At 58.3% G+C, this 22,793-nt stretch carries 20 protein-coding genes and 1 tRNA gene; 14 read left to right on the top strand and 7 right to left on the bottom strand.

The window, feature by feature from the left end; genetic code table 11:
• Positions 1-230 precede the first annotated feature (230 nt).
• Entirely contained in the window at positions 231-800 is a 570-nt protein-coding gene (locus HYPGJ_RS12855) for a recombinase family protein (RefSeq protein ID WP_348270902.1), read from the top strand.
• Positions 801-1,424: 624 nt separating this feature from the next.
• On the opposite strand, the gene HYPGJ_RS12850 is transcribed toward HYPGJ_RS12855, so the two are convergent.
• The 4 genes from HYPGJ_RS12850 to HYPGJ_RS12835 all read right to left on the bottom strand — a co-directional run bounded on the left by HYPGJ_RS12850 (position 1,425) and on the right by HYPGJ_RS12835 (position 6,283).
• Positions 1,425-1,637 carry a KTSC domain-containing protein gene (locus HYPGJ_RS12850; RefSeq protein WP_046847503.1) on the bottom strand — a complete coding sequence of 71 codons (213 nt, stop codon included), beginning with the start codon at positions 1,635-1,637 and terminating at the stop codon, positions 1,425-1,427.
• Positions 1,634-3,418 (bottom strand): ATP-binding protein, encoded by a 1,785-nt coding sequence (locus tag HYPGJ_RS12845; RefSeq protein ID WP_244466119.1) that lies wholly within the window; start codon positions 3,416-3,418, stop codon positions 1,634-1,636. The genes HYPGJ_RS12850 and HYPGJ_RS12845 overlap by 4 nt, the downstream gene beginning before the upstream one ends.
• Positions 3,419-3,477: 59 nt before the next feature.
• Positions 3,478-4,677, bottom strand: a complete 1,200-nt coding sequence (locus tag HYPGJ_RS12840) for an SIR2 family protein (protein WP_046848390.1) — start codon at positions 4,675-4,677, stop codon at positions 3,478-3,480.
• Positions 4,678-4,858: 181 nt separating this feature from the next.
• A complete protein-coding gene (locus HYPGJ_RS12835; protein ID WP_046847501.1) occupies positions 4,859-6,283 on the bottom strand; it encodes a DUF2779 domain-containing protein in 1,425 nt (474 codons plus the stop codon).
• 522 nt (positions 6,284-6,805) lie between these two features.
• On the opposite strand from HYPGJ_RS12835, the gene HYPGJ_RS12830 reads away from it, so the two are divergent.
• A complete protein-coding gene (locus HYPGJ_RS12830; protein ID WP_046847500.1) occupies positions 6,806-7,762 on the top strand; it encodes a hypothetical protein in 957 nt (318 codons plus the stop codon).
• Positions 7,763-8,404: 642 nt separating this feature from the next.
• Here HYPGJ_RS12830 and HYPGJ_RS12820 read toward each other — a convergent pair.
• On the bottom strand, positions 8,405-9,805 hold the full coding sequence (locus HYPGJ_RS12820; protein WP_046847498.1) for a Swt1 family HEPN domain-containing protein: 1,401 nt from the start codon (positions 9,803-9,805) through the stop codon (positions 8,405-8,407).
• Between the two features lie 187 nt (positions 9,806-9,992).
• Here HYPGJ_RS12820 and HYPGJ_RS12815 point away from each other — a divergent pair, with 187 nt between their 5' ends.
• From HYPGJ_RS12815 to HYPGJ_RS12795, 6 genes are all read left to right on the top strand, one after another.
• Positions 9,993-10,895 (top strand): hypothetical protein, encoded by a 903-nt coding sequence (locus HYPGJ_RS12815; protein WP_143440525.1) that lies wholly within the window; start codon positions 9,993-9,995, stop codon positions 10,893-10,895.
• Positions 10,896-11,124: 229 nt separating this feature from the next.
• The gene (locus tag HYPGJ_RS19135) at positions 11,125-11,445 is read left to right on the top strand and encodes a hypothetical protein (protein ID WP_143440524.1); all 321 of its coding nucleotides are present in this window, start codon (positions 11,125-11,127) and stop codon (positions 11,443-11,445) included.
• Between the two features lie 140 nt (positions 11,446-11,585).
• The gene (locus HYPGJ_RS19130) at positions 11,586-11,834 is read left to right on the top strand and encodes a hypothetical protein (RefSeq protein WP_046847497.1); all 249 of its coding nucleotides are present in this window, start codon (positions 11,586-11,588) and stop codon (positions 11,832-11,834) included.
• A complete protein-coding gene (locus HYPGJ_RS12805; protein WP_046847496.1) occupies positions 11,831-14,179 on the top strand; it encodes an AAA family ATPase in 2,349 nt (782 codons plus the stop codon). The genes HYPGJ_RS19130 and HYPGJ_RS12805 overlap by 4 nt, the downstream gene beginning before the upstream one ends.
• Complete coding sequence (locus HYPGJ_RS12800; protein ID WP_046847495.1) at positions 14,166-14,903, top strand: hypothetical protein; 738 nt, start codon at positions 14,166-14,168, stop codon at positions 14,901-14,903. Before HYPGJ_RS12805 ends, HYPGJ_RS12800 begins: the two co-directional genes overlap by 14 nt.
• A 121-nt stretch (positions 14,904-15,024) precedes the next feature.
• Positions 15,025-15,894: a hypothetical protein gene (locus HYPGJ_RS12795; protein ID WP_046847494.1), complete on the top strand. Its 870-nt coding sequence runs from the start codon at positions 15,025-15,027 to the stop codon at positions 15,892-15,894.
• A 597-nt stretch (positions 15,895-16,491) separates the two neighbouring features.
• On the opposite strand, the gene HYPGJ_RS12790 is transcribed toward HYPGJ_RS12795, so the two are convergent.
• Positions 16,492-16,581 (bottom strand) — tRNA-Ser (locus tag HYPGJ_RS12790).
• A 65-nt stretch (positions 16,582-16,646) separates the two neighbouring features.
• Positions 16,647-17,690 carry a hypothetical protein gene (locus tag HYPGJ_RS12785; protein ID WP_046847493.1) on the bottom strand — a complete coding sequence of 348 codons (1,044 nt, stop codon included), beginning with the start codon at positions 17,688-17,690 and terminating at the stop codon, positions 16,647-16,649.
• A 318-nt stretch (positions 17,691-18,008) separates the two neighbouring features.
• Between HYPGJ_RS12785 and rplU the strand changes: the two genes are divergently transcribed.
• The 6 genes from rplU to proB all read left to right on the top strand — a co-directional run bounded on the left by rplU (position 18,009) and on the right by proB (position 22,791).
• Entirely contained in the window at positions 18,009-18,323 is a 315-nt protein-coding gene (gene rplU, locus HYPGJ_RS12780; RefSeq protein ID WP_013214245.1) for a 50S ribosomal protein L21, read from the top strand.
• 30 nt (positions 18,324-18,353) lie between these two features.
• Positions 18,354-18,626 carry a 50S ribosomal protein L27 gene (gene rpmA, locus HYPGJ_RS12775; protein ID WP_013214246.1) on the top strand — a complete coding sequence of 91 codons (273 nt, stop codon included), beginning with the start codon at positions 18,354-18,356 and terminating at the stop codon, positions 18,624-18,626.
• A gap of 112 nt (positions 18,627-18,738) precedes the next feature.
• Positions 18,739-19,260, top strand: a complete 522-nt coding sequence (locus tag HYPGJ_RS12770) for a GNAT family N-acetyltransferase (RefSeq protein ID WP_046847492.1) — start codon at positions 18,739-18,741, stop codon at positions 19,258-19,260.
• Positions 19,257-20,297: a GTPase ObgE gene (gene obgE, locus HYPGJ_RS12765; RefSeq protein WP_046847491.1), complete on the top strand. Its 1,041-nt coding sequence runs from the start codon at positions 19,257-19,259 to the stop codon at positions 20,295-20,297. The genes HYPGJ_RS12770 and obgE overlap by 4 nt, the downstream gene beginning before the upstream one ends.
• Before the next feature lie 85 nt (positions 20,298-20,382).
• Complete coding sequence (locus HYPGJ_RS12760; RefSeq protein ID WP_046847490.1) at positions 20,383-21,480, top strand: ionic transporter y4hA; 1,098 nt, start codon at positions 20,383-20,385, stop codon at positions 21,478-21,480.
• Positions 21,481-21,630: 150 nt separating this feature from the next.
• A complete protein-coding gene (gene proB, locus HYPGJ_RS12755; RefSeq protein WP_046847489.1) occupies positions 21,631-22,791 on the top strand; it encodes a glutamate 5-kinase in 1,161 nt (386 codons plus the stop codon).
• Positions 22,792-22,793 lie beyond the last annotated feature (2 nt).

The following is a 22,793-nucleotide window of genomic DNA, read 5'->3' as shown; positions in this document are numbered from 1 at the left end:
GAATAGCTTGCTGCATAAAGATCGGCCGCGAGGCCCATTGCGCAAAAACGGTCGTTTTTGTTGCAGCTTCATTGCATGATGGTTAGCAGCACACGTATCTTGGATTTGCGGGCGGTTGGCTTCGTCAGAAACCACTCCTCAGTAATCGAGCAAAAAGGACCCTTTTTGATACTTTTCCACTGCCTTCTTCGGTGCACGCCCCTCGCGGGCAAATTGCTCATGCCGGGTCGATGGGAATGTTGATTGGATACGCTCGGGTCTCAACTGAAGAGCAGAATTTGGATCTGCAGATCGATGCACTTCGGAAGGCGGGATGTGAAAGGGTGTTTTGCGACAAGGGCTTTTCCGGCGCCCTTAGAAGCAGGCCTGCCCTTGACGATGCCTTCGCCTCGCTCAAGCCCGGTGACACCCTCGTCACGTGGAAGCTCGACAGACTGGGGCGCAGTCTATCGCATTTAATCTCACTCATCACCGATCTCGAGAACGGCGCAATCGCCTTCAAGTCGATCTCGGATACCATTGATACGAGCACACCAGGCGGCCGGCTCCAGTTTCACATGCTGGGTGCGTTGGCCGAGTTCGAGAGATCACTCATCAGCGAAAGAACCAAGGCTGGCATAGCGGCTGCACGGGCAAGAGGCACAACAGTCGGACGACCATCGAAGCTGAGCAGCGCTCAAGTCGAAGCATTTGTTCGAGAGGGAGGTTGCTGCCAATTGTCGGAAACTGCTCGGCGTCTAGACGTTTCGTCGTCGACTTTGCGACGCGCAATCTTAAATCGCAGAAAGACGTGCGCGTAAGGCACAAACGGATTCGGTCTTTATTTCTATTCTTCCACCACAACTGAACATCTCTGTCGGATACGCTCACGTCGCTTTGGGGCCAATTGCGGATGTAACGCCAAATGCGAGCCGTGCGGCCGTAACGTCCGCTAAATCCCAATTGCAGACATCTGTGATGAACGCAGATCAATGGCCCGGTGTGAGTTGGCAGATGTCTGCCTTTGGTTAAGGAGCGGGCACCCCAGCGTCTCAGACCTATGTACGCCGCAAACTACCGCAGTGAAATCGGATAAATGAGGGACCGCACTTGGCCCAGTGGGCATGACGGCAAGCGATTGCTTTGTTTGACATGCGGGTTGTGACGCGCCGTAGCGCCAAAACACGTTGGTGCAAACTGCCGTAGTCTCCCAGAAGAGACTAAAGAACACTTTAGGAAAGTTGTGAAACCGGCTTCGTCAATCAGTGCCGTGGCGTGCCCGAGCAGAAGTGCTCATTCCCATCGAGGCGCATTTTGGCTTGCGCGAGTAGGGCTGCATCTCGTACGGCAGATTGAAGTGGAACGTGGCCCGATCGAGCCGCGGTTTAGCCTGGGTCTCTTGCGCTGGCGGCTTCTCCGGGCCAGACAAGATGGAAAAAATGCGTTCAGCCGACGCGTGAGTAAGGATAGGCGGTCCGAATATAGGCGTTCAGAAACTGGCCTTTCGACGGAGCTTCCTTGAACTGCTCATAGAGTCCCACGCCAACGTTGTAATATTGATAAACCGAGCCGTTGGTGAACTCGACCTCAAGCGTCTGTGTCGGCTCGTCGTACCCAATGGACGCGATATTGGTTGATGATACGTATTCGCGATTCATACCTTGCCACCTTGATCATCGGGAGAGTCTTTAACAGATTGTCGCACGATCACCGGGTTGTTCGCGACGGCTCTCGTACTCTGGGCACGCCATGAGGCGACCATACGATCATAACCTTCCGCAACGCGGCGATTGGCCCAGGCTTCGGTCACCTTGGGGTCTGCGCTCCTCGGCTGATACTCCTCGCGAGGCAGCGTTACTCGACATCGCACCGGCAATCTTGCCGCCTCACCGGCAATGATCGCTTCTCCGGTCCGCAGGACCGGCAGCAAATCCATGAGCCCGGCGAGATTATCGGGCAACGCACCTTTGACCCGACTTCGATCTGCGGGGTTTGCCAATCGTAACGCGATGAGCGTTCCACATTGCGAAAGAATCGTTTCGTCAACCTCGGCCGGACGCTGGGAGACGAGCATGGCGCCGACGCCGTATTTCCGTCCTTCTTTAGCGATCCGCTTGACGATGTCGGAGGCAGCGCTGTCGCCTCCCGCTCCGAGGTAACGGTGAGCCTCTTCCATAACGACGAGAAGCGGACGCAGGATTCCTCCCTCCGTCTTTTCGCGGCTCCAAAAGAGCGCCTCATAGACGATGCGCAGAATTGAACTAATCAATCGAACCAGAACGGTGCTCGGAACGCTGGAAAGGTCGAGGATCGTGATCTGCCGATCGTGGCCGAGCCATCCCTGCAACAGCTCCGGGAGGTCCTGCTTGATCTCTCCTTTGAGGTTAGGCTCCCACGGCCCCGGATGCAGGATAAAGTCAAAGCGGCGATCGAGAAGCCGGGAGCGCAGAAGGTTCAATTGCCGCCGGATCCCCTTCGCCGCGGTGTTGAGGTAAGGCCCGGCGCTGCCGATGGCATGCGGTTGATAGCGCGGCGACATCAGCTTGTCGGCGTTGCCTTGCGCGGCGAGCGCAGGCACGTCTCTTTGCGGGCCGGTGTACGTCATGGTTTCGAAATCGATCAATTCATACCAGAGCTGCTTCAAGCTAAACGGCACCGGGGTATCAACGGTCAGCGAGGCCGGATCGACGCCGGCGATTGGTTTGAGAGCTAGCCGCTTTTCCTTGAGCTCCTGGATCTTGTCGGTGAAGGTGATTTCATGGTTGTCGCTCAAGCTGCCGACTAACAGATCCAAGAGCTCACCCGCTTCCAGCGCCCAATAGGGGACGAACAGGGGCAATTCGTTTGTTTGGGGCGAAACACTGTAGACGCGCGCGATATCTGCGAGTGCCGAAGCATACTCCCCATGTATATCGAGCAACAGAATCCGCGCGGCGGGAGACCCGCCCTTGCCGTCGCCGGATTTGACGATCGACCTCAGAAGACTGGCTACGGTCGTGGATTTACCCGATCCGGTCGAACCGAGAATGGCGCTATGGCGGGTAACGAGATTGTCGAGTGAGAGGCGCACGGCGATATTTTCGGCGCTCGCCAGGTGGCCGATCTCGATCTGATCATCGCCCTGGCCGCCATAGATCCGGCGCAGGTCGCCTTCGGTGACAATATGGACGGTGTCATCGATGTTCGGGTGTTGGCTTAATCCCCGTTCAAAGCGATCACCGATCGCTTCGCCTGCCAATTCGACCCGCATCCAGCGGCCCGTTGCGATGGCATCGAGATCGAGGTGCTGAGGTGCGGCGGTCGCACCGACCTCAGAGACGACGCCGTAAAGATGTTGGTAGCCCTGAGGTATGCGAACGAAACTGCCGACCTGGGCGACGCGGTAGGTATGGCCGGCAATGATCGCCAATCCCGAACCGAGCGATTCCGCCAGCCGCACGGAAACGGAAGCGCCCGAAACAGCACTTACGGTCCCGAGGAATGTCGGATCGTTGCTGTTCACTGGGGGGCTTCCGTAAGCGCTTGAGATGGGCCGTCGACGCCGGGAGGTTCCGGTGCGCCCGGGAGAGAAAGATCCGTGGCCTGGGCAAGGGCACAGAAGCGGGTAAAGCGGGCAAAGTCCCCAAGCAAGAAAAGCGGTGGTTCCCCGGAGTTACGCTGGCCCCAGAAACTCGCGCGGATTTCTTCCCAATTCTTTGGCGGTTCGCCCGGTCGCCATTTTCCGGGAACGCCGCTGATCACGGCCCCGTCGGAAGCATAGACGGAAAGATTCGGGTGATCGTAGGCGAGGCGGGACGCGGCTTCCTCATTATCGAGCGACCCGAACTGAAAGGCAAAGACGGCACTGTTGGCATTCATCGCCAGGGTTTCGCCGAGGACGGCGCAAACATGCGCATCGCGAAATGAGAACCCAATGGCCAGCATCAGCGTATCGGGGGTCAGGAGAAATTGCTTCAAACGCTCGAAAAGCGCCGAATAAGGTTGCTTCTGCGTCAGATCGTATTTGAGATGATCGGGATAGACGAGCTGCGTGGCGTCCCGCCCGCGTCCGCGCACGACCGCGTCGTTATCAAGCGCCCAACCGATGGAACCGTGGAGCTTCCAAAGTCTCGACCAACGAGGCGGAAGATCGTCGCCAGCGACGGTGACGGAATCGAAAAAAGGCGCATGACCGCCGGTAAATCCATCGAAGTAGGGAGCCCTGACGCGTTCGAACGCTTCTTCGAAGAGGAGATCATAATTGGTCGTAAAAATCTCGACCGCATGGGCCCGCAGCGTGCCGCTCACCCAGGACACGAGTTCGGAATATCCGGTTCGCCCAGAAGGTAATGTCGCGGAGACGATCTTTCCGATATTCTTGCAAATCTCCTCCCCCAACAGTTGATAGCCCTTGCCGTCGAGCCCGCTTATCTTTGTTGTGCCGAGCGCCATCTCGAGCAATCGGACTTTCGTCAGAACAGCCTCGATATTGGCGCCAGCCCCGATACTGTCGATGATCGCAGTCGCGGCGGCAAGGTTTCCCCCTTTGAGGCCCGCGACCGCTTTCTTGGTCAATTCATCGACGCCCGGGATCAAGGCTTGACCGGTCTCCGACAGGTGTCCGTCTTTCCCGATCCTGATTGCGAGCGGCGCGCCGGCGCCGACGAGCAACGCGATCCTCTTGCGCCCCTGCGAGAGGATTTGGCGCAAGTCCGCCATGAACCGATCGGGATTATGAACCGTTTCCAAGGCAATCCATTCCAATGAAATGGGGGAGAATGAAAGCAAACCTCATATCACCGTCTCTCTTAAGACGGGTTCGGCGCTACTCGGCGTTAGAAGCGTTCGAATGATTGGCAAGACAAAGGCATTCTTCCCTCCCCCGGCAAATCGAAGCCCGTCAACTCGGCTGCTGCGTCAAGGCGATCGCGTTAAGCTCCTTCCAGATCGCGTACATGGCGAAGGTATCGAGCCTGCAATAAGCTCTGAGAGCGTCAGATATTGCGCGGCGGCGATCGCCGTCCGTCGTCGTGACCATTTCGATCCATCGGGCGGAAGCCGTCCCGCCGTTCTGGATATCGAGATGCTCGTAGCTGAGATCCGGGGCAAGAACCGGCAGCACAGCTTTGATCGACGTGCTGCCCTTGAAGCCTTGATGCACATAATGCTGGTCTACAAAGATATCCCGCAGATCCCGGATTTGTCCGTTGATCCGCGCGAGTACGGGCGCCAGGTCAGGGCGCCGCGCCATCATCTCCGCGTTCACGCCACGCTCGAACGGCGCATACCAGACGATGACCGAGCCATCGGGTCCGATACGTTCGTCGAGCAAGCGAACGACGTCTGCCGTCGGATCGCTCAGCTCTTCATGCAGAAATTCAAAGTGCGCAGGCTCAGCCTCCGGAGCGGTCAGAACGTGCAGCGAGAATTGAAAGGGGATGCGCCGATAGGGCCCGTAGCCATCGAACATCGGGATCGCCGGCGCAAACGTCTCGTAGTCAAAGAAATAAAGCGGCCACTGGTAAGAGTGAAGAGCTTCACGGATGGGCGCTCCACTGATGATGGGCTGGCCGGTCTTGGCGACATTGACCTGATTTTTCTGCGCGTCGCTCAGGGCAAAATCCTCAGGAACTTCTGCTAGCGTGAATATCCCGCGATCGACGAGGTCGGCGAGCTTCTTCTTGCTGGCGCCGATACGAACGATGTCGTGCACGGAATAGGCCGGGACGTCTGCATGCGAATAGGGAAAGGTGCTGCACTGGCGGCTGCGTCCTTTATAGTGGCAATCGCATCCGCCTTGAGGCTCGTCCGTTTGCTCGAGATACACGAGGGCTTCATCCATTGCCCGCACCGTATCCGCTTGTTTCGTGGCGACGAGCGGCGAACATTCCGTTTGCTCAAAAAGGCGGTCGACAGCCAATGCGCCGAATCGGACGTAGGTCTTGTTCAAAAGGACGATGGAGCGGTTGCGCAGAGTGACACCGGCGCGCTCGGCGACAATCGCCTGGAACGTGAGATCGGTAATGTGATCACGATCTTCGCTTCCTTCTTTGAGCGCGTTGTTGCCCTTGATCTCAAAGAGATCCCAGGCGCCGCCGGGAGCGGGAGAAATGACATCACACCGTACGAAGAAGTCGCCCGATGCAAACGCCGCTTGAAAGATCGTCGCCCCGTTGGCCATAAGCTCCTGTGTCTGGCAGACAGCGTCCTCACCAGATGTTGCCACAAGTATTCCCGCGGGAAACAGCGTGCGGGCCGCGCTCTCGACCTCGTTTCCCTGCTCGACAAGTTGAAGCTCGAGTTCGGAAAGAGCGAATGCATCCACAAAATCCGGCCTATAAACCTTGAGCCAGCAATTTTTGTGACAAATCAAATAATCAAGAAATATCGTTTTTGTAATCAGCAGAGTGCCCCCCGAAAGATATAAATTGGCCGTCCTCTATAAGGCAATTACGGCCTACCGTCCTTCGACAGGAGTTAGAGAACAGGGTATAAGTCGATTTGCTCCGATGTAAATCCACTCGGTAGCTAAGCTAAACGCTACTATTGGCCCACAGCCAAACAAATAGCGGCGCCTTTTTTCCGAGGACGGCGGATCTATTCGGGAGCCTTTACAAGCTATCCCGTTGCAAAAGACCGCTTTCTCTGCAGCCACTTCGTGACACAGCCGCAAGATCCTAACCGCAGACATTGGGCAGGTAGTCGCCACTTGCTTCGAGAAGCCTCGCCATCGTTTCCAGGTCTGATCCAATCATCGAACCCGCATGATGCGCTCAGACGCAATTAATGTGCATTCCGTGTGGACAACGTGTTGGCAAGGTGTGTACGAATCGGTCAGATTCAACACATGCTGACAATCGAGCAGTTCTCCGCGAAATACTCCACCACATCGGTGCGGCCGCCAATCGTGCTCGATTCCGACCGGCAATGGGCCCTGGGGCGGTACCCGCCTTGGTTGCCGCATGACCTAATCGGCGGAGATGACGATCCGTTTGAGGAGCTGGTCGACGAGGATGTCTCGTGCGATCTCACTGCCTCCAGGAGGCAGCGCAGTTGGGCCGGCGTTATCGCTGATCTCGCCAGTGAGTTCGAATCCCACTACAATGGTCAATTAAAGACCTACGACGAGTGGTCACGTCTCTGGCGCATGACATGGATGCCCAAGATCGACATCCACAAACTGTACCCAAAATTTGCTCCGAAACAACCGCCTCACCCCTTCTTCCGCTCCGGCTCTCGAGCATTTGAGCGAGCGTTAGCTGTCGCGTCCCCCGACGAAGAGAGAATGTGGCGCCGATTCGGGGTGGCACAACTCACACCGGATGATCCACGTCTCGCTGATGTTGAAGGCGACGAAGGAGTGGACATCAAACAACGCGTTCTGCGTTTTGCAGCCTATCGGTACCCGGACGGCATCGTGTGCCTGACGACGGCACTTTTTATTCACGATCTCACCGAGCGTTACAGTCCCGATATCTGGATGTGGGGCACCGAACCGCCGACGGACACACGGGGCCTCAGCCTCTTCACCACGGATCCGAAGGTATTCGCTACGGGCCATGCGCCGTACCTCCTTGATGGCGGTGACGTTAGCGTGCGCGTTACGACGCCCGCACGCTCGATCGTCGACTGCTTCAGCTGGCACGAGAGGGTTGGTCTCAAGGTTGCCGAGGCGGCGCTGCGAAAAGCGATATTGCAAGGGATAGTGACGCCCGACGACGTCACCAGAGTCGCGAGCGATCGTGAGGTCGCCGCGCCCCTCGTTACCGCAGCCCTTTCTAAGTTGAAACGATCACGCAAATGATCGGATCTGCGCACTCACGGTGAGGCCGAAACCCACGCCTCTGCCCACACTGTCCGCTAACAGTAGAACACCGGACGGGTACCCACACGATTTGGCAGCGCGGTTCGCCCTTAGGCGGACGTCTGCTTCCTCGGCAAAGCCGACTTAGACGCGGCGCGCAGATTTCGTACAAATTTCACACGAACCGTTTTTCGGGTGGTTTCTATACCAAGGGCCGCTTCGCCGAGTTTGCTGACGTCATGGACCGCAAGCGAAGCGAGATGCTTAAGGTCGGCCGGCGCGTCCGCATAGCAGCCGGCAGCGGACATGATAGTTCCCTTCATTCCCACTGCATCGATACCTAACCGTCAATGCTGCGACGGTGCGAAGCACGAATTTGTGGTGGAAGTGGGCACTGTGGCCCGCTCAAACATGCAGCTTTTCGAAACCATGTTTACGAGCGCGCGCTGGATCAAGTGCGCGAACCGGTGCGCAAGGCGGTGGTCGAGCTGCCCGCATACGCGTTCGATGAGATCAAACGGCGAGCCCTGGAAAGCCGCTGTTCAGCGCGACATATCGTGCTACGCGCTTAACGCATTGGCATCCGGATCAAAGACGTGGACATGCCGGAAGGCGGGCGACGTTTGCGTTGAGTCTGCCTTTTTAGTCGTCCGCTGTCGCCCACCGCTTCCAGTCTCCGTCTCCATCAATCCATTGATTGAGACGCCTCACGATGCATATCATCTCTACGAACCGCACTGCATCGACCTTACGAGCATGCATGGTCGGCCGACGGGTCGCAACCAGAGCGTTGAGGTCAAACCGCAAGCTCTCCCTGTTGGGAAATACACTCCCAAACACGCTGTCCCAGTTGTCATTGCGCAGGATGATCGCAATGAGGTCGCCAAGATCGAGGTAGGAGATCAGCGATTTCTCCTGCTCGCCATTGGCTAGTGCGGCCGTGCGATTGCTTCGTGCCTTGCTATAAGCGGGCCCATCGACTCGATGCTTCATCCACTTCGGGCCAGCAACTGCCTCAAGTTTTGTGCTGATGAACATTCGCAATGACTGTTCGAACGCACAGATCACTTCGAACGCACCCCGCGAGACATTGTTGGATCGGATCTCCATCGAGATGCCGCAGATGTCCACTACGGCTACAGATACTCCCTCCTCGCAGATACCGGCGGTGAGCCCGCTGCCGATCACGACTTCAAGGGCGACCGCAGGAGTTGCCTCGATCAACCCTCCATCGACGTCAGCATCCCTATAGTGCTGGCGCCGCATCGTGGGGTCGCGCCAAAATCGGACCGGCAAACCTGGACTTGTGTGCCAAGTACCGAACAGGCGGTCATAGGCTGCGAAGCTGGTGCCCGCTGCAAATCCAAGCACATCTCCCGCGCCTGCCAGGGCCGAAAGTTTCAAGCGGGTGTGCTCGATCTCAGAAGAGAATGCGCCCGAGAGCCCCAGTGCTTCAGGCAATCGCAGGCTATCAAACTGAGACGAAATCCCTATTGCGGCCTGACGGACGCGCTCGATCTCGCCCAAAAATGCCGGCTGGGCACCGATCAGTGCCGCAAGCTTTATCGCGCTGCTCTCGTGGAGTTGCATCGCCCATTGGTTAGCACGCGCAAAGGCCGCCAATTGCCCGCTCACAGACGACAGAACATCGTACCTTGCCAATCCGTGGATCTTGCCTATGTCACCGAAGCTGTCCGCCAGCTTTCCGGCTATCGTGCCGGCTGCCGCAAGCTTCGAGTAGTCTTGCAGCACTCCAGCGGCCGCAAACGCACCGGCGAACTGCGACGCCAGCCGCCCGGCGATCGAGAAGTCATGACTGTGGAGATCGCGCATCATCCGCATAGTCGGCGAATCCTCCAACTCGCGCATCAGCCGCATCGTAGGCGAATCCTGAAGCTCACGCGCCATCCTCATGGAGGGCGAATCCATAAGTTCGCGAGCAGCCCTCATCGCGGGAAGCGCATCAACGTCCCGCAATGCCTTTTGCAGCGGTGAGTCCAGGATGCCGCGAATATCGTGACTGATTTTCTTCGGAACCTTCATCGTCCAAGGGACCCACTGACCTTTCTAACCATCGCGAGCGAATCACTAATTATAGGCGGTACGGACACGCGGGTACCGACCTACATCGCGGTCAGTTGCATTTGGACATTTGCATCTTTGCTATCCCACTTGCACAAGCCACTGCGATTGCCAGAGAATCGATCAGATAGCTTTCCGGATGAGACGCATGACGGCGATACAGCACCTCTTAAGAATTGCACACAACGCCAAATCTCATGCGCTCTATAATTACTTTCCAGCCGCCATCGACTGGACCGTCAAAGCGTCCACCTTCGCTTCGCGAAAGCAGATCGTGCAAGCCGGGGCCTCGCGACTTCTGGTCGACAACACGGTTGTCGCTCACGCGGTGACCCACGAGACCGGCTGGATCAGCACCGGTACCAAGATGTGGGGCGGGACGGTACCTTGTGAGACGGGCTACTCGGCGCGTATTCCAGTCCACGACGAGGACGATCAATCTGAGGCCGCACGATCCGTGCGGTATCTCGCAGGAATTGCGAGTCTTGCGCGCCATGGCACGCTGGCCTTGTTCTCTTCACCTGAGCTTCTTGATGAGCAGATGGCGCAACCTATCGGGCGCTACAGCGGCTATGGGTACTATGACCACAGTCTTTTCTCGTCCGTGAAGATTGAGCGACTTCCCGACCCGGCCTACGCGATGACGATCGGTCCGAGATATCTTGGCACCCCATCTCTGGAAGAACAGCGGAAAAAGCGCTTGGCTTCGAAAGCCGATCCGTTGTTCAAGGCCCTCGTCCAGGTCTTGGGACCCAATAACAGCCAGGACGCGTGGCACATTGCGACGGCCGAGCACCACAACTGTTACTGCTTTCTGACCATGGATTTCAGGCTGATAAAGTCAGTCGAAGCTCAGGGCCGGAACTCAACCGTAGCGGCTCTAAAGGCAAGGGTGATGAGCCCTGAAATGTTCGGGAAGACCTTCGGTCTGATGCCGGTTTCGCCCCGACTTTTCAGCTACCACGGGGCGTCATACCCCGTGCGTCCTGAGCTGAATTGGCCTGAGTCCAAGAGGCGCAAGCGATCAAGCTACAAACCCGCCAAGCGCTAGGGGCATCACCGATGCCTCATGTCACCCTTACGGTCATTGCTGGGACGAGTCGGCATTACGAAAGCTGAGCTGCGAACGCGTGTAGCCGTTTAGGGTCATTCGCGCTCGTTGAGCTAAGCTCGGAGTTATAGGGCAGACGTCGCAGTCGACGCGATGCTCGAACCGGCGAGCGAAAGGGACCCTTTTTCTTGCGCCGCTGAAGGGCCGCGCCCTCCTCATCGGGGATCGCATGAACGATCCGGACAAAGGCGCAACAATAACGATTACCCGTGAAGAGTTGCACAGACGTGCCTGGGAAACCCCGCCGCATGAACTGGCGCAAGAGTTTGGAATAACGCACCGTCGCTTAATCGAAGTCTTTAATAAGCTCGCTGTGCCCTATCCACGACGGCTTTATTGGCGACGCAAAACAGCTGGCAAGCCGGTCATCGCACTCAACCATCGTGCCGGTCCGCCCCTTCGAACACGCTCGTTCCAGTCAGAAAGCCTCTTATTTCCACCGGCGGTGCGGAAGCACTCGGCCACTGCCGAATCAATAGAGTTTGCCTAATGTACTTAGGCGCACTTTCTGAGTTGATGCCGCATACCGCAAGTTAGCTGATGCACGCGTTTTCCTGTGTGAAGCCCAGGGATGGGTTCTAGGTTTGCGAATGTTGCCTCTACTGGAGGTGATAGGGGGAGCATGACAGTATGAACGATACCAGCACAGCGTCCGAAACATCACCCGATCCGTTGCAATGGCAGCCCGACTGGCCAGAGAGATGCGTCGCCGAGGCACTCAAGTGCGGTGCAGTGCCAGCATCTGTTGCGACAGCTCTGACCGAAGAGCTGCAAGGCAGAGCGCGTGAGCGCTCGCTCAAAAATTCAGAGCTTGCTGCCCTCGCGCAGAAGCTCATCGAATGTCTCGTGGAGAAGCCTGCCGGAGAAGCGGCACCATGAGGATCGATAAAATCAACCTCAGCTGGTTTCGAGGTGCTGCCGACTCCGCCGTTCTCGACTGCAGTTCCAAATCCCTCGTCGTCTATGGCCAGAACGGCACCGGAAAATCTTCCTTCGTCGACGCCGTCGAGTACGCCATTAGCAAGGCCGGCAAGATCGATCACCTTGCGCACGAGTACAGCGGCACGAAGCAGGAAAAGGCCGTACCCAACACCCACACGCCGGATGATTGTGGCACCAAGTTCAGTATCCGCTTCAAAGATGACGAGGAGTGCAGTGTCGCTATTGGACGCAATGGGACGCACAAGCGTTCCGGCGTCGTCGACATGACGGCCTGGGACTACCGCCGGACGGTCCTGCGACAGGACGAAATCTCGCGGTTCATCCACAGCAGCAAGGGCGACAAATACTCCGATCTTCTACCACTTCTCGGACTGGGAGAGCTGGAGGTTGCCGCCGAAAACGTACGACAGCTTGCGCGCGCAGTCGAACAGCAATCAAAGCTTAAGGAAAAGCGCGGTGTTGCGGGCGAGATCGACCGCAAGCGCAAACTCGCCTTCGACGATGAGAGCAACGACGACATCGAAAAGAAGGTCGCTGACCTTCACGCAGCTTACTGCCCGTCTTCGACGGAGACGGACACGCCGGCCCTGTGCGTTGAAATAATCAACGCGCTGGCTGCCCGACTCAACGAACTGTCAACGGAAAATCTTCGCCATGTCACCCTGCGGGCTATCGCGACATCGAAGCCGGCAAGCGCCTTTGCAGCAGTGCGCGTCGCCAACGCCAAGCTCGCCGGATCGGTGGAACCACTCGTCGCGGAAAGGCTGGTCGTTCTGGAATCGGCTCATGCCTACGGCATAAAGCTGACCACCGAAGACAATATTGCGTGCCCCGCCTGCGGCCAACAGGTCGGTAAAGACCGGTTCAAAGCACATATCAAGGCGGAACAAGACCGCCTTCAGGAGATCAACGCTGTATTTAAAGCGCGTCGCGCAGCGATCAGCACATTGATTGACGAGTTGAAAACGCTCAAGTCGAATTTTGCCAAGACCGAACTCCAGGACTGGCAAGCGGAGTTACGTTCTGGCCCACTGAAGCAGCAGCTGGAATGGTTGGAGGCACTCGACGCTGAGTCGCTGCGGCAGTCGCTCGACGAAGGAGTTCTCGGGGAGGTCGAGGCGAATAGCCTCCCGCTCATCGATGCCGCAGAAACAGCCAGCCAGAACTCACCGCCGGCAGTCAAAACGCTTTCTGACGACAAATCGATTGCTGAGGCCGCCAAGGCGGTACTGGAGGCGAATTCTCTGGCCGCCGAGATCGAGAAACTGGAGAGCCTGCTCGCATTCGTCAGTGCCACGGAAGCAAACGTACGGGAGGAGATCCGCGTTAAATCGGAGGCAGCCATAGCTGATATATCGGACGATATCGGGCAGATGTGGAAGGTCCTGCACCCGGACGAGCCGATCGACGAGGTGCGGCTCTATCTTCCTGACAGCGACAAGGCGATCGATATTGCACTCAAGTTTCACGGCAAGGATCAGGATTCGCCGCGCCTGACCCTCTCAGAGGGATACCGCAACAGCCTAGGGCTCTGCATCTTTCTTGCGCTCGCAAAGCGCGAGGCTGCCAGCGACCGCCCTCTTATCCTGGATGACGTGGTGGTCAGCTTCGACCGCAATCATCGCGGCATGATCGTCGAGCTTCTTGAGAAGGAATTTTCCGGCAGGCAGGTGGTGCTTCTTACGCATGACCGCGACTGGTTTGCGGAGCTGCGTCACCAGCTTGACGGCAAGTCTTGGAACTTCCGGAGTCTCCTGCCGTTCCAGACGCCGCAGCTCGGCATCCGCTGGTCCGGCACGACGACAAACTTTGACGAGGCGCGCGCGCACTTGAAGGAGCGGCCGGACTCTGCCTGCAACGACGCCCGCAAGATTATGGATGTCGAGCTGTCAATTATTGCCGAGAAGCTCCAATTGCGGTTGCCCTACCGACGCGGTGACAGGAACGATCATCGAATGAGCAACGATTTTCTTGAGCGCATAGTTGCCGACGGGAGGAAGTGCTTTCAGAAGAAGGACGTCACAGATTATTCGATCTATGCCGATGCCCTCAACAGGCTGGAAAACGCGCACAAGCTGCTCCTGACGTGGGGCAACAAGGGCTCCCACTCACAAGATGTTACAACCGGCGAGGCGTCGAAGCTTATCGAGGCCTGCGAGCAGGCTCTCGAGGTATTCAAGTGCGTAACCTGCGAGAAGCCCGTCACACTCTCGGAAGCCGGCGGGCCTGAATGGGTTCAGTGCAACTGCGGCGGGCTGAGATGGCGCTATGGCAAAGGTTGATGCTCCTGTCATGCCTACGGCGAAGACGCTGACTTCATCCATAGAAGCCTGCATTACAAACGGCGAGCGGCTTATCGATGACGCCATGTGGCTGGAGTGTCAGGAGCCGCCCGCGAGCAAGCTTGTCCTTGCGATGTTGGCGCAAGAGGAATACGCGAAGGCATTCCTTCTGTTCCTCGTGCGTGAAGATGTGATCCGATGGAGTCCCTATCTTCTACGCGCGATGAATGACCATATCTGCAAACAACTTGTGGGAACGGTAATCGAATACATCAACCCCCTTGAGGATGAGAGCGAAGAGGAGATGGTCAAGCGTATCCGCGAGGAGGTGATGTGCGGATTAGGAATTCCACTTGCCGTAGCGGACGCTATATCAATCCTTCGCCACGAGAAAATCGGCAGATGGGTATCTAACAACTGGCAATGGTCAGAGCCCCCTGACTACGCTGCTCCGGCGTTGCATATTGCCGAAGGCAAGCGCGACCGCCTCAAGCAGGACGCCCTTTATGTCAGGATTGGGCGCGATGGTCGGGCCGTATCGACGCCCACGAGTGCCAATCCAATGGCCAGCGACGAGGAGTTCGAGAGGGCTTGGAGCTACCGCCACCTGATGTCGACCCTATTAAGGAAGGGTGGACACTCTTCGTCGCGGTATCAAAATGCCTTAGAGTTTATCCGGAAACTTTTTGCGCATTACCCAGAAGCCCACGTTATGCGGAATTAGGCCAGCCGGAGAAGAGCAGTCGATCAATCTGGCACCCTCCTTCACGCCCACCTGCGCCAATTCCACACCTCTACCGACTCCTTTATGAGTTACGCGCAATACAACAGACCGAGAGGTTCGCTTGAACAACTACGTCAAAAACGAGCGCATCAGCCTCAAACTGCATCCCCTGCTTACCGAGAAGTGGGTCCAGAACCTTATCGCCCAAGATCCTGCCATCCTGGGCCTAGGCGACCTTGAGCTACGCGACGCCGAACGCACCCAGCCGCGCGCCGGTCGCCTCGACCTCCTGCTGCAAGACGCCGACAACAGGCGCTATGAAGTCGAAATCCAGCTCGGCCAAACCGACGAGACCCACATCATCCGCACCCTCGAATACTGGGACCTTGAACGTAAGCGCTACCCGCAATATGACCATTGCGCCGTCATCATAGCAGAGGACATTACCAGCCGCTTCCTCAACGTCATTTCCCTCTTCAACGGCACCATCCCCCTCATCGCCATCCAGATGCAAGCGCTCAAGGTCGCCGACAACCTGACCCTTGTCTTCACCACCGTAATGAGCGAACTGACGCGCGGTCTCGTCGACGAGGACGAAGACGCCGCTGCCGCCCCCAGCGATCGCCCCTATTGGGAAAACAAGGGTTCCCGCGAAACCCTCCAGCTGGCCGACCAGCTGCTCCTCCTAGTCAAAGCCCACGACCCGTCGCTGGAGCTGAAATACAACAAATTCTACATCGGGCTGGCCCGCGACGGACAGCCTTCCAACTTCGTCACCCTCCGCCCCCGCCGCAATACGCTGAACATGGAGCCGCGCCTTCCGAAAACCGAAGAAACCGACGCCGTCATCGAGGAGGCCGGATTCGATACCCTGCCGTATGATGCTCGGTGGGGGCGCTATAGGTTATCACTGCAAAAGGAAGACCTCACCACGAAGCGCGATGCGCTAGTCGCCTTGATTGCTGCCGCATACGCCAACGGCGCCGACTGAAGTCGGCAAATCTTGCGCGCAGGACGATAATCACAAAGCTCTTTCTGATACGACGAGGCTCGTGTTCCCCGGCGCATTCCACCCACTTTGGTCCCTCAGAGGGTTCAGCATCGAATGCCGATAGGGGGCAAAGTTCAACACCGATTGACATACCGCCCCAGCTCGGTGTCAGCATTTCGCCCAAATGCCGCCCTGCGGACCCATCGATAGGCACATTTCGGATGACCGTCGCCGACGTCCGCTATTGGGATAAATTGGCCTTTTCCAATTTTAATTCGCAAACGGACACAATTCCATCCAACTCAATATAGTCGAATGCGGTCAATTCCGATGTCATTAAATAGTAATTTCGGCAAAACGCCCAATTACATTAGAATTGTTAATTTCAGGAACTCAAGTGCCTGACAAATTATCGGGCCGTATTTTAATTCCCGGAATTAGTTTTCAGAAGCGGGCCCGAGAGACCACTCCGCATTTGGGTCACACTGTCTCAAGCGATCCAAAAGCACGGAAATTGGGACATTTTTACTGGGTTCGAATCCCGGGATCGATTTTTAATAACGATGTAAGTTATTGATTTTAAACGATAATTTAGAGTGGCGGAGAGGGAGGGATTCGAACCCCCGGTACCCTTGCGAGTACTCCGCATTTCGAGTGCGGCGCGATCGACCACTCTGCCACCTCTCCGGAAGCCGTGGCGCCTGACGGCAAGGTGCGGCTTGTAGCTGTGCTTTGCGCGTTAGGCAAGCGGGTCAGGCGGTTGGACGCCAAGTCAAATCGAGCGTTGTCGTCGCGGGGCCGTCCGGCTCGTAGCCGCGCGCGATCATGCGGCCTTCGCTGGCATCGGCAACCATTGCGAGGCGCGTCTTGTCGTTCAGGATGGGTGATATGAGCCAACGGAATTCCGGCTCAAAGGATGTGTCCACGTCGCGCATGAGGCAGGCGCGATCGGTGCTTTGATCGCCGCGCGGATGTCCGTGCCAATCCGGCGTTTCCCAGTGATTGGCGGCGACGTGCGCGCCGTCCCTGGCACGAGCGTCATCCTCGGTGCGTTCGATCACGGCCGTTTCGGAGGGGGCGAGACCCGCGAGCGTGAAGATGGCGGGCGTTGAAATCGGTTCTTCGATCAGCATGAGGCGGGCTTCGGCGAAATCGCGCGCTTCTTCCGCAACTTTGCGCAGCAGGTGGGCAGGCGTCGGGTGCGGCATATGCCAGACGCGGCGGCGATTGGCGGCCCAGTCGAGATAAAAGAGGCCCGTCGCCTTGCGCATCGGAGGTTGATTGATCGCCGCCGAAAAGCGGCCGGGCGCCATGACCTGCAGGACACCCGTGTATCCCGGCCAAGTCAGCAGCGAGAACGGTCCCGCGCCGGCGCCCGATACTTTCGCACAGACGAGGTTGGCGCCGAGGCCCGGGGCTTTCCAGTCCAGAACCCTGATCAGGCGGGCCGACCGGCCGTCGGGAGAGGGTGCTGCGCGGCAGGTGCAGGCCCATTCGTAATTGACGGAGAAAAAGTAGGCTCCGGGGCGGCCGAGCGTGCGGGCGATCTCATCGATTTCAGGAAGATGGCGATTGTTCCAGCGCGCGAGCCAGGCACGGGACACCTTGTCGAGGGCCGTCAGCGCGCTGCGCGGATAGCGCCGCGATGCGGCATCGAGCAGGGCATGGGTGCGGTCTTCGAAGGTGCGGAGCGTTGCGAGCGGGAAATCGCGTCCGGTATCGAGAAGTGGGATTTCGGTGAGGCTCGGTACGCGCGCGCGAATTGCAGCTGCATCGTGCTGAAGCTGTGCCTGCATCGCGTTTCCCGGCTTTCCTCTTGAATGGTCCGGCAGTCTTGCTGCCGGCTTTGCCTATCGCGAGTGAAAATGGTTACTGGGTGGCGTTTTTGCGAGGAGCAGCGAGGTCGCTCAAACAAAAAGCGAAACGCCGCATGGCGATTGACAAGGTGCCTCAGTTCGACAATAAACCGCCACTCGCAGGCGGAATAAAAGTTCCGCCTTCAATGCGCTGCCCGAGGCTCATGCTGATAAATTCAGCATCTCTCTGAAAGTCCATCGTTTTTCGATGGCGCCACAGGGCGCGGAAACAGGCCAAGAAGGCCGGAAGGATTGAACATGTACGCTGTCATCAAGACGGGCGGCAAGCAGTACCGCGTCTCCAAGGACGATGTCGTCACGATCGAACGGGTTGCCGGCGATGCCGGAGCCACCGTTGAATTCGACCAAGTGCTAATGGTCGGCTCGGGCGCCGACGTTAAGATCGGTGCACCGATCATTTCGGGCGCGAAGGTCGTTGCAGAGCTTGTCGAGCAGTCGCGCGGGCCGAAGCTCATCGCATTCAAAAAGCGCCGCCGCAAAAATTCACGCCGCAAGAAGGGACACCGTCAGGACCTTTCGATCGTGCGTATTACCGATATCACCGGCGCGTAACGAGCCGCCGCTTCATTCGAGGATTCTGAAATGGCACAGAAAAAAGCAGGCGGCTCGACGCGTAACGGCCGCGATTCCGAGAGCAAACGTCTCGGCATCAAACGCTACGGCGGCGAGTACGTCATTCCCGGTAACATCCTTTGCCGTCAGCGCGGCACGCAGTGGCATCCGGGTTCGGGTGTCGGCATGGGAACCGATCACACGATCTTCGCAGTCGAAGAAGGTACGGTCGAGTTCGATACCAAGCGCAACGGCCGCATCTATATCTCGGTCAAGCCGGCGAAGGTTGTCGCGGCCGAGTAAGCCGCGAGACCAGATTGCTGCGAATTCGGGGATGGCGCTGCCGTCCCCTTTTGCTTTTCTGGCGGCGGCCTCGTATCCCTTTTCGCCACACACGTTCGTTTAGTTGTCAGGCATGCAGACCGCCCGCCTTCGCCTCAGAGCCGTTGTCGACAGTGACGCCGCCCGGATCGCCGATCTCGCGGGTGACTGGGATGTCGCGAGCATGACGGGCCGCATTCCCTATCCCTACTCGGCGGATGCCGCGCATCATTGGATCAGCGGCGTCGAAGAGGGCGAACAAGTTTTCGGGATCGAACGCGAAGCAGAGTTCATCGGGATTTGCGGCTTCACGATCGACACCAACGGCGATGCCGAGCTTGGCTATTGGATCGGTAAGCCGTATTGGGGTCATGGGTATGCGACCGAAGCGGCGAGCGCCGTGATGGCTTATGGATTCACCAAGGCGGGCGTCAGGCGGTTCGTTTGCAGGCATCTCGCCGGCAATCCCGGCTCGGCGCGCGTGATCCAGAAGCTCGGCTTCAAGTACGTTGGAGATTCCACCGGCTGGTGCGAAGCTCGCCAGTGCGAGCTTCCGGCGCTGAGCTATGAACTGCGCAGGCCGTGGACGATGGCCATTCGAGCTTTGGCGTCATGAAATTTCTCGATCAAGCCAAGATTTACATAAAGTCCGGCGCTGGCGGAAACGGCTGCGTCGCGTTCCGGCGTGAGAAGTTCATCGAGTTCGGTGGGCCGAACGGCGGCGACGGCGGTAATGGCGGCGACGTCTGGGTCGAGTGCGTGCAGAACCTCAACACGCTCATCGACTACCGATATCAGCAGCATTTTTCCGCGCAGAACGGTACGCCCGGCATGGGGCAGAATCGAGCGGGTCCGAACGGGCGCGACTGCACGGTCAAGGTGCCTCCGGGCACGCAGGTGTTCGCCGAAGACGGCGAGACGCTGCTTGCGGATCTGACGGAGCCCGGCGCGCGCGTTCGTCTCGCCAAGGGCGGCAATGGCGGTTTCGGCAACGCGCATTTCAAAAGCTCGACGAACCAGGCGCCGCGTCACGCCAATCCCGGACAGCCGGGCGAAGAACTGACGATCTGGCTGCGGCTGAAGCTGATTGCGGATGCGGCGCTCGTCGGTTTGCCGAACGCTGGAAAATCGACGTTTCTCGCGACAGTGAGCGCCGCGAAGCCGAAGATCGCCGATTATCCGTTCACGACGCTTCACCCGAACCTCGGCGTCGTGCGCGCAGGGGACGTCGATTTCGTTCTCGCCGACATTCCGGGGTTGATCGAGGGTGCGAGTGAAGGCGCGGGGCTCGGCGACCGTTTCCTCGGGCATATCGAACGCTGCCGCGTTCTTCTTCATCTCGTTGATGCAACTTCGGCGGATGTGGCGAGCGACTACAAGACCGTGCGCCGGGAACTCAAAGCCTACGGCGGCGCTCTCGAGAAGAAGAAAGAGATCGTCGCGCTTTCGAAGATCGATGCGCTGGATGAGGAGACGCTTGCGGAACGACGCGAAGCTTTGAAGAAGGCGGCGCGCAAGACGCCTCTGCTGCTTTCTGCGGTGTCCGGCGCTGGCATCAAGGAAGCCCTGTACGCACTGACGCGCGAAATCTCGCGTAAAGATGCGGCGGAAGAGGATGAGGATCGCGACGCAAGCGGGGCGTGGCAGCCTTAAAGAACTTTGCGCTTTGACTTGCGAGATGCCCGCAAGTCGCGCACAATCGCGCATCCGCCTTCAATCCTCATAAAAAAGAGCATCAATGGTTCATTCGACGCGAACGCCGGTTTGGTCGTGGGCACTGCCGATTGTTGGGGTAGCGCTTTTCGTGTTCGCGACATGGGTCGGGTTTGGCGATGATTTTGCGTCGGACCCTCTCGGTATCGCTATTGCGATCATCCTGATCCCTCTTCTTATGGGCGCTGTATTTTCGGCGGTCTATCATGCGGAAGAGGTCGCGCATCTCACCGGCGAGCCTATCGGAACCTTGGTTCTGACGATGGCCGTGACGGTGATCGAACTGGCTTTGATCGTGTCCCTCATGCTGACCGGTAAGGCGGCGCCAACGCTGGTGCGCGATACCGTGTTCTCTGTGGTCATGATCATTACGACGGGGCTCGTGGGAGCGTGTCTTCTCGTCGGCGGTATTCGATATCGCGAGCAGTCGTTCGACGTGACCTCGGCTAAGATCTATCTAGCCATGCTGCTGGTCTTGACGACGCTGTCGATTATCCTGCCGAATTATACCAGCTCGGCTCCGGGTCGCCTGTACTCGACGAGCCAGCTGGCGTTCATGAGCTTCGCGATTATCGCGCTCTATGCGGTCTTCGTCTTTACGCAGACCGTTCGGCACCGGGATTATTTTGCCGGAGATTACGATCCGCCCGATCCCAATGCGCAGACAGGCGGGAAGCTGATCCGCTCGATCCTCTTTCTCTGCGTCGCGCTTGTCGCCGTTGTGCTGCTCGCCAAGCTGTTCGCGATTGAAGTGAACGCCGCCGTTTCGGCTGTTGGCGCCCCACCGGCGTTTAGCGGCGTCGTGATCGCGTTTATCGTGCTGTTACCGGAGTCGATTGCGGCGATCCGGGCGGCGAGCCGCGATAATCTGCAGAAAAGCATCAATCTGGCGCTGGGGTCGTCCTTGGCGACGATCGGGTTGACGATCCCGGCAATCGCTGCGGCCAACATCATTCTGCAAAAGCCGCTCATTCTCGGCCTCGATCCGCGGGACATGGCGCTCGTCGTGATGACGCTTGGCGCCAGCATCCTGACATTCGGCACCGGGCGGACGAATGTGCTTTTCGGCTTCCTGCATCTGGTGCTGTTCGGCACGTTCCTGTTCTTCGCCGTGGTCCCCTAAGGCGGACTTGCAGGCAGTTAATTAGGTAAAAATTGACGTGGCGGGCTGATATGCGGCATCGGCCTCTTGCCCGAATGCGCGCATTTACAGATAAGCACGCGATGCTCCGGTGCCTCGCGCATCGGGTTCGACTTTCAATCCGGGATTGCCATGATCCGCGCTCCGCAGTCCGCCGCTACGATCGCTACCGCGCGCCCTGAATGGGCGAAGGCGCGGCGCATTGTCGTGAAAATCGGTTCGGCGCTGCTGGCGGATAAAAGCACCGGCCGCATCAAGTCGGACTGGCTCAACTCGTTCATGGATGATGTCGCCGAGCTTGCGCGCGCCGGCAAGGACATCGTGCTGGTGTCGTCGGGCTCCATCGCGCTGGGCCGGCATGTGCTGAAGCTGCCGAAGGGACCGCTCGAACTCGAACAGAGTCAGGCTGCGGCATCCGTCGGGCAGATCAGTCTCGCGCACGCCTATCAGGAACTCGCGGCCGCGCGCGGTCTGACGGCGGCGCAGATCCTTCTAACGCTCGGCGATACGGAAGAGCGGCGGCGGTATCTCAACGCGCGCAACACCATTGAAGTTCTGCTGGCGCTGAAGGCCATTCCGGTCGTCAATGAAAACGATACGGTCGCGACGGCGGAAATCCGCTACGGTGATAACGACCGACTGTCAGCGCGCGTCGCGTCGATGGTGTCGGCGGATTGCCTCGTGCTGCTGTCGGATGTTGACGGCCTCTATACCGCGCCTCCGGCCGACGATCAGAACGCCAGGCACATCCCGCTCGTGACCGAGATCACGCCGGAGATCGAGGCCATGGCTGGTGACGCCGGGACCGAGCTTTCCAAAGGCGGCATGAAGACGAAAATCGAGGCGGGCAAGATCGCGCTCTCGGCCGGTACCGATATGGTCATCACGACCGGCAAGGTTCTTCATCCGCTCAAGGCGATCTCGGACGGCGCACGTGTCACGTGGTTCGTCGCCAATTCAGATCCGGTGACGGCGCGAAAGCGTTGGATTTCCGGGCAGCTCGAGCCGAGCGGCCACGTTTACCTCGATGCAGGTGCCGAGAAGGCTCTCACATCGGGAAAAAGCCTTCTGCCGGCGGGTGTCACCCGTATCGACGGCAACTTCGACCGCGGCGATGCGGTTACGATAAGATCGGCGGACGGCCGGGAACTGGGCCGGGGCCTTGTCGCCTATGCGGCGGACGATGCGCGACGTATTATGGGTAAGCGTTCGAGCGAGATCGCCGCGATCCTCGGGTTCAAGGGGCGCGCGACGCTGATCCATCGGGACGACATGGCGCTGACGAGGAAATGAGT

Origin of the sequence: Hyphomicrobium sp. GJ21 (genome assembly GCF_001006785.1) — a bacterium.
In the GTDB taxonomy this organism is placed as follows: Bacteria; Pseudomonadota; Alphaproteobacteria; order Rhizobiales; family Hyphomicrobiaceae; genus Hyphomicrobium_B.
The sequence above is the reverse complement of the archived record's forward strand: the minus strand, read 5'-3'. Positions and strand labels throughout refer to the sequence as shown.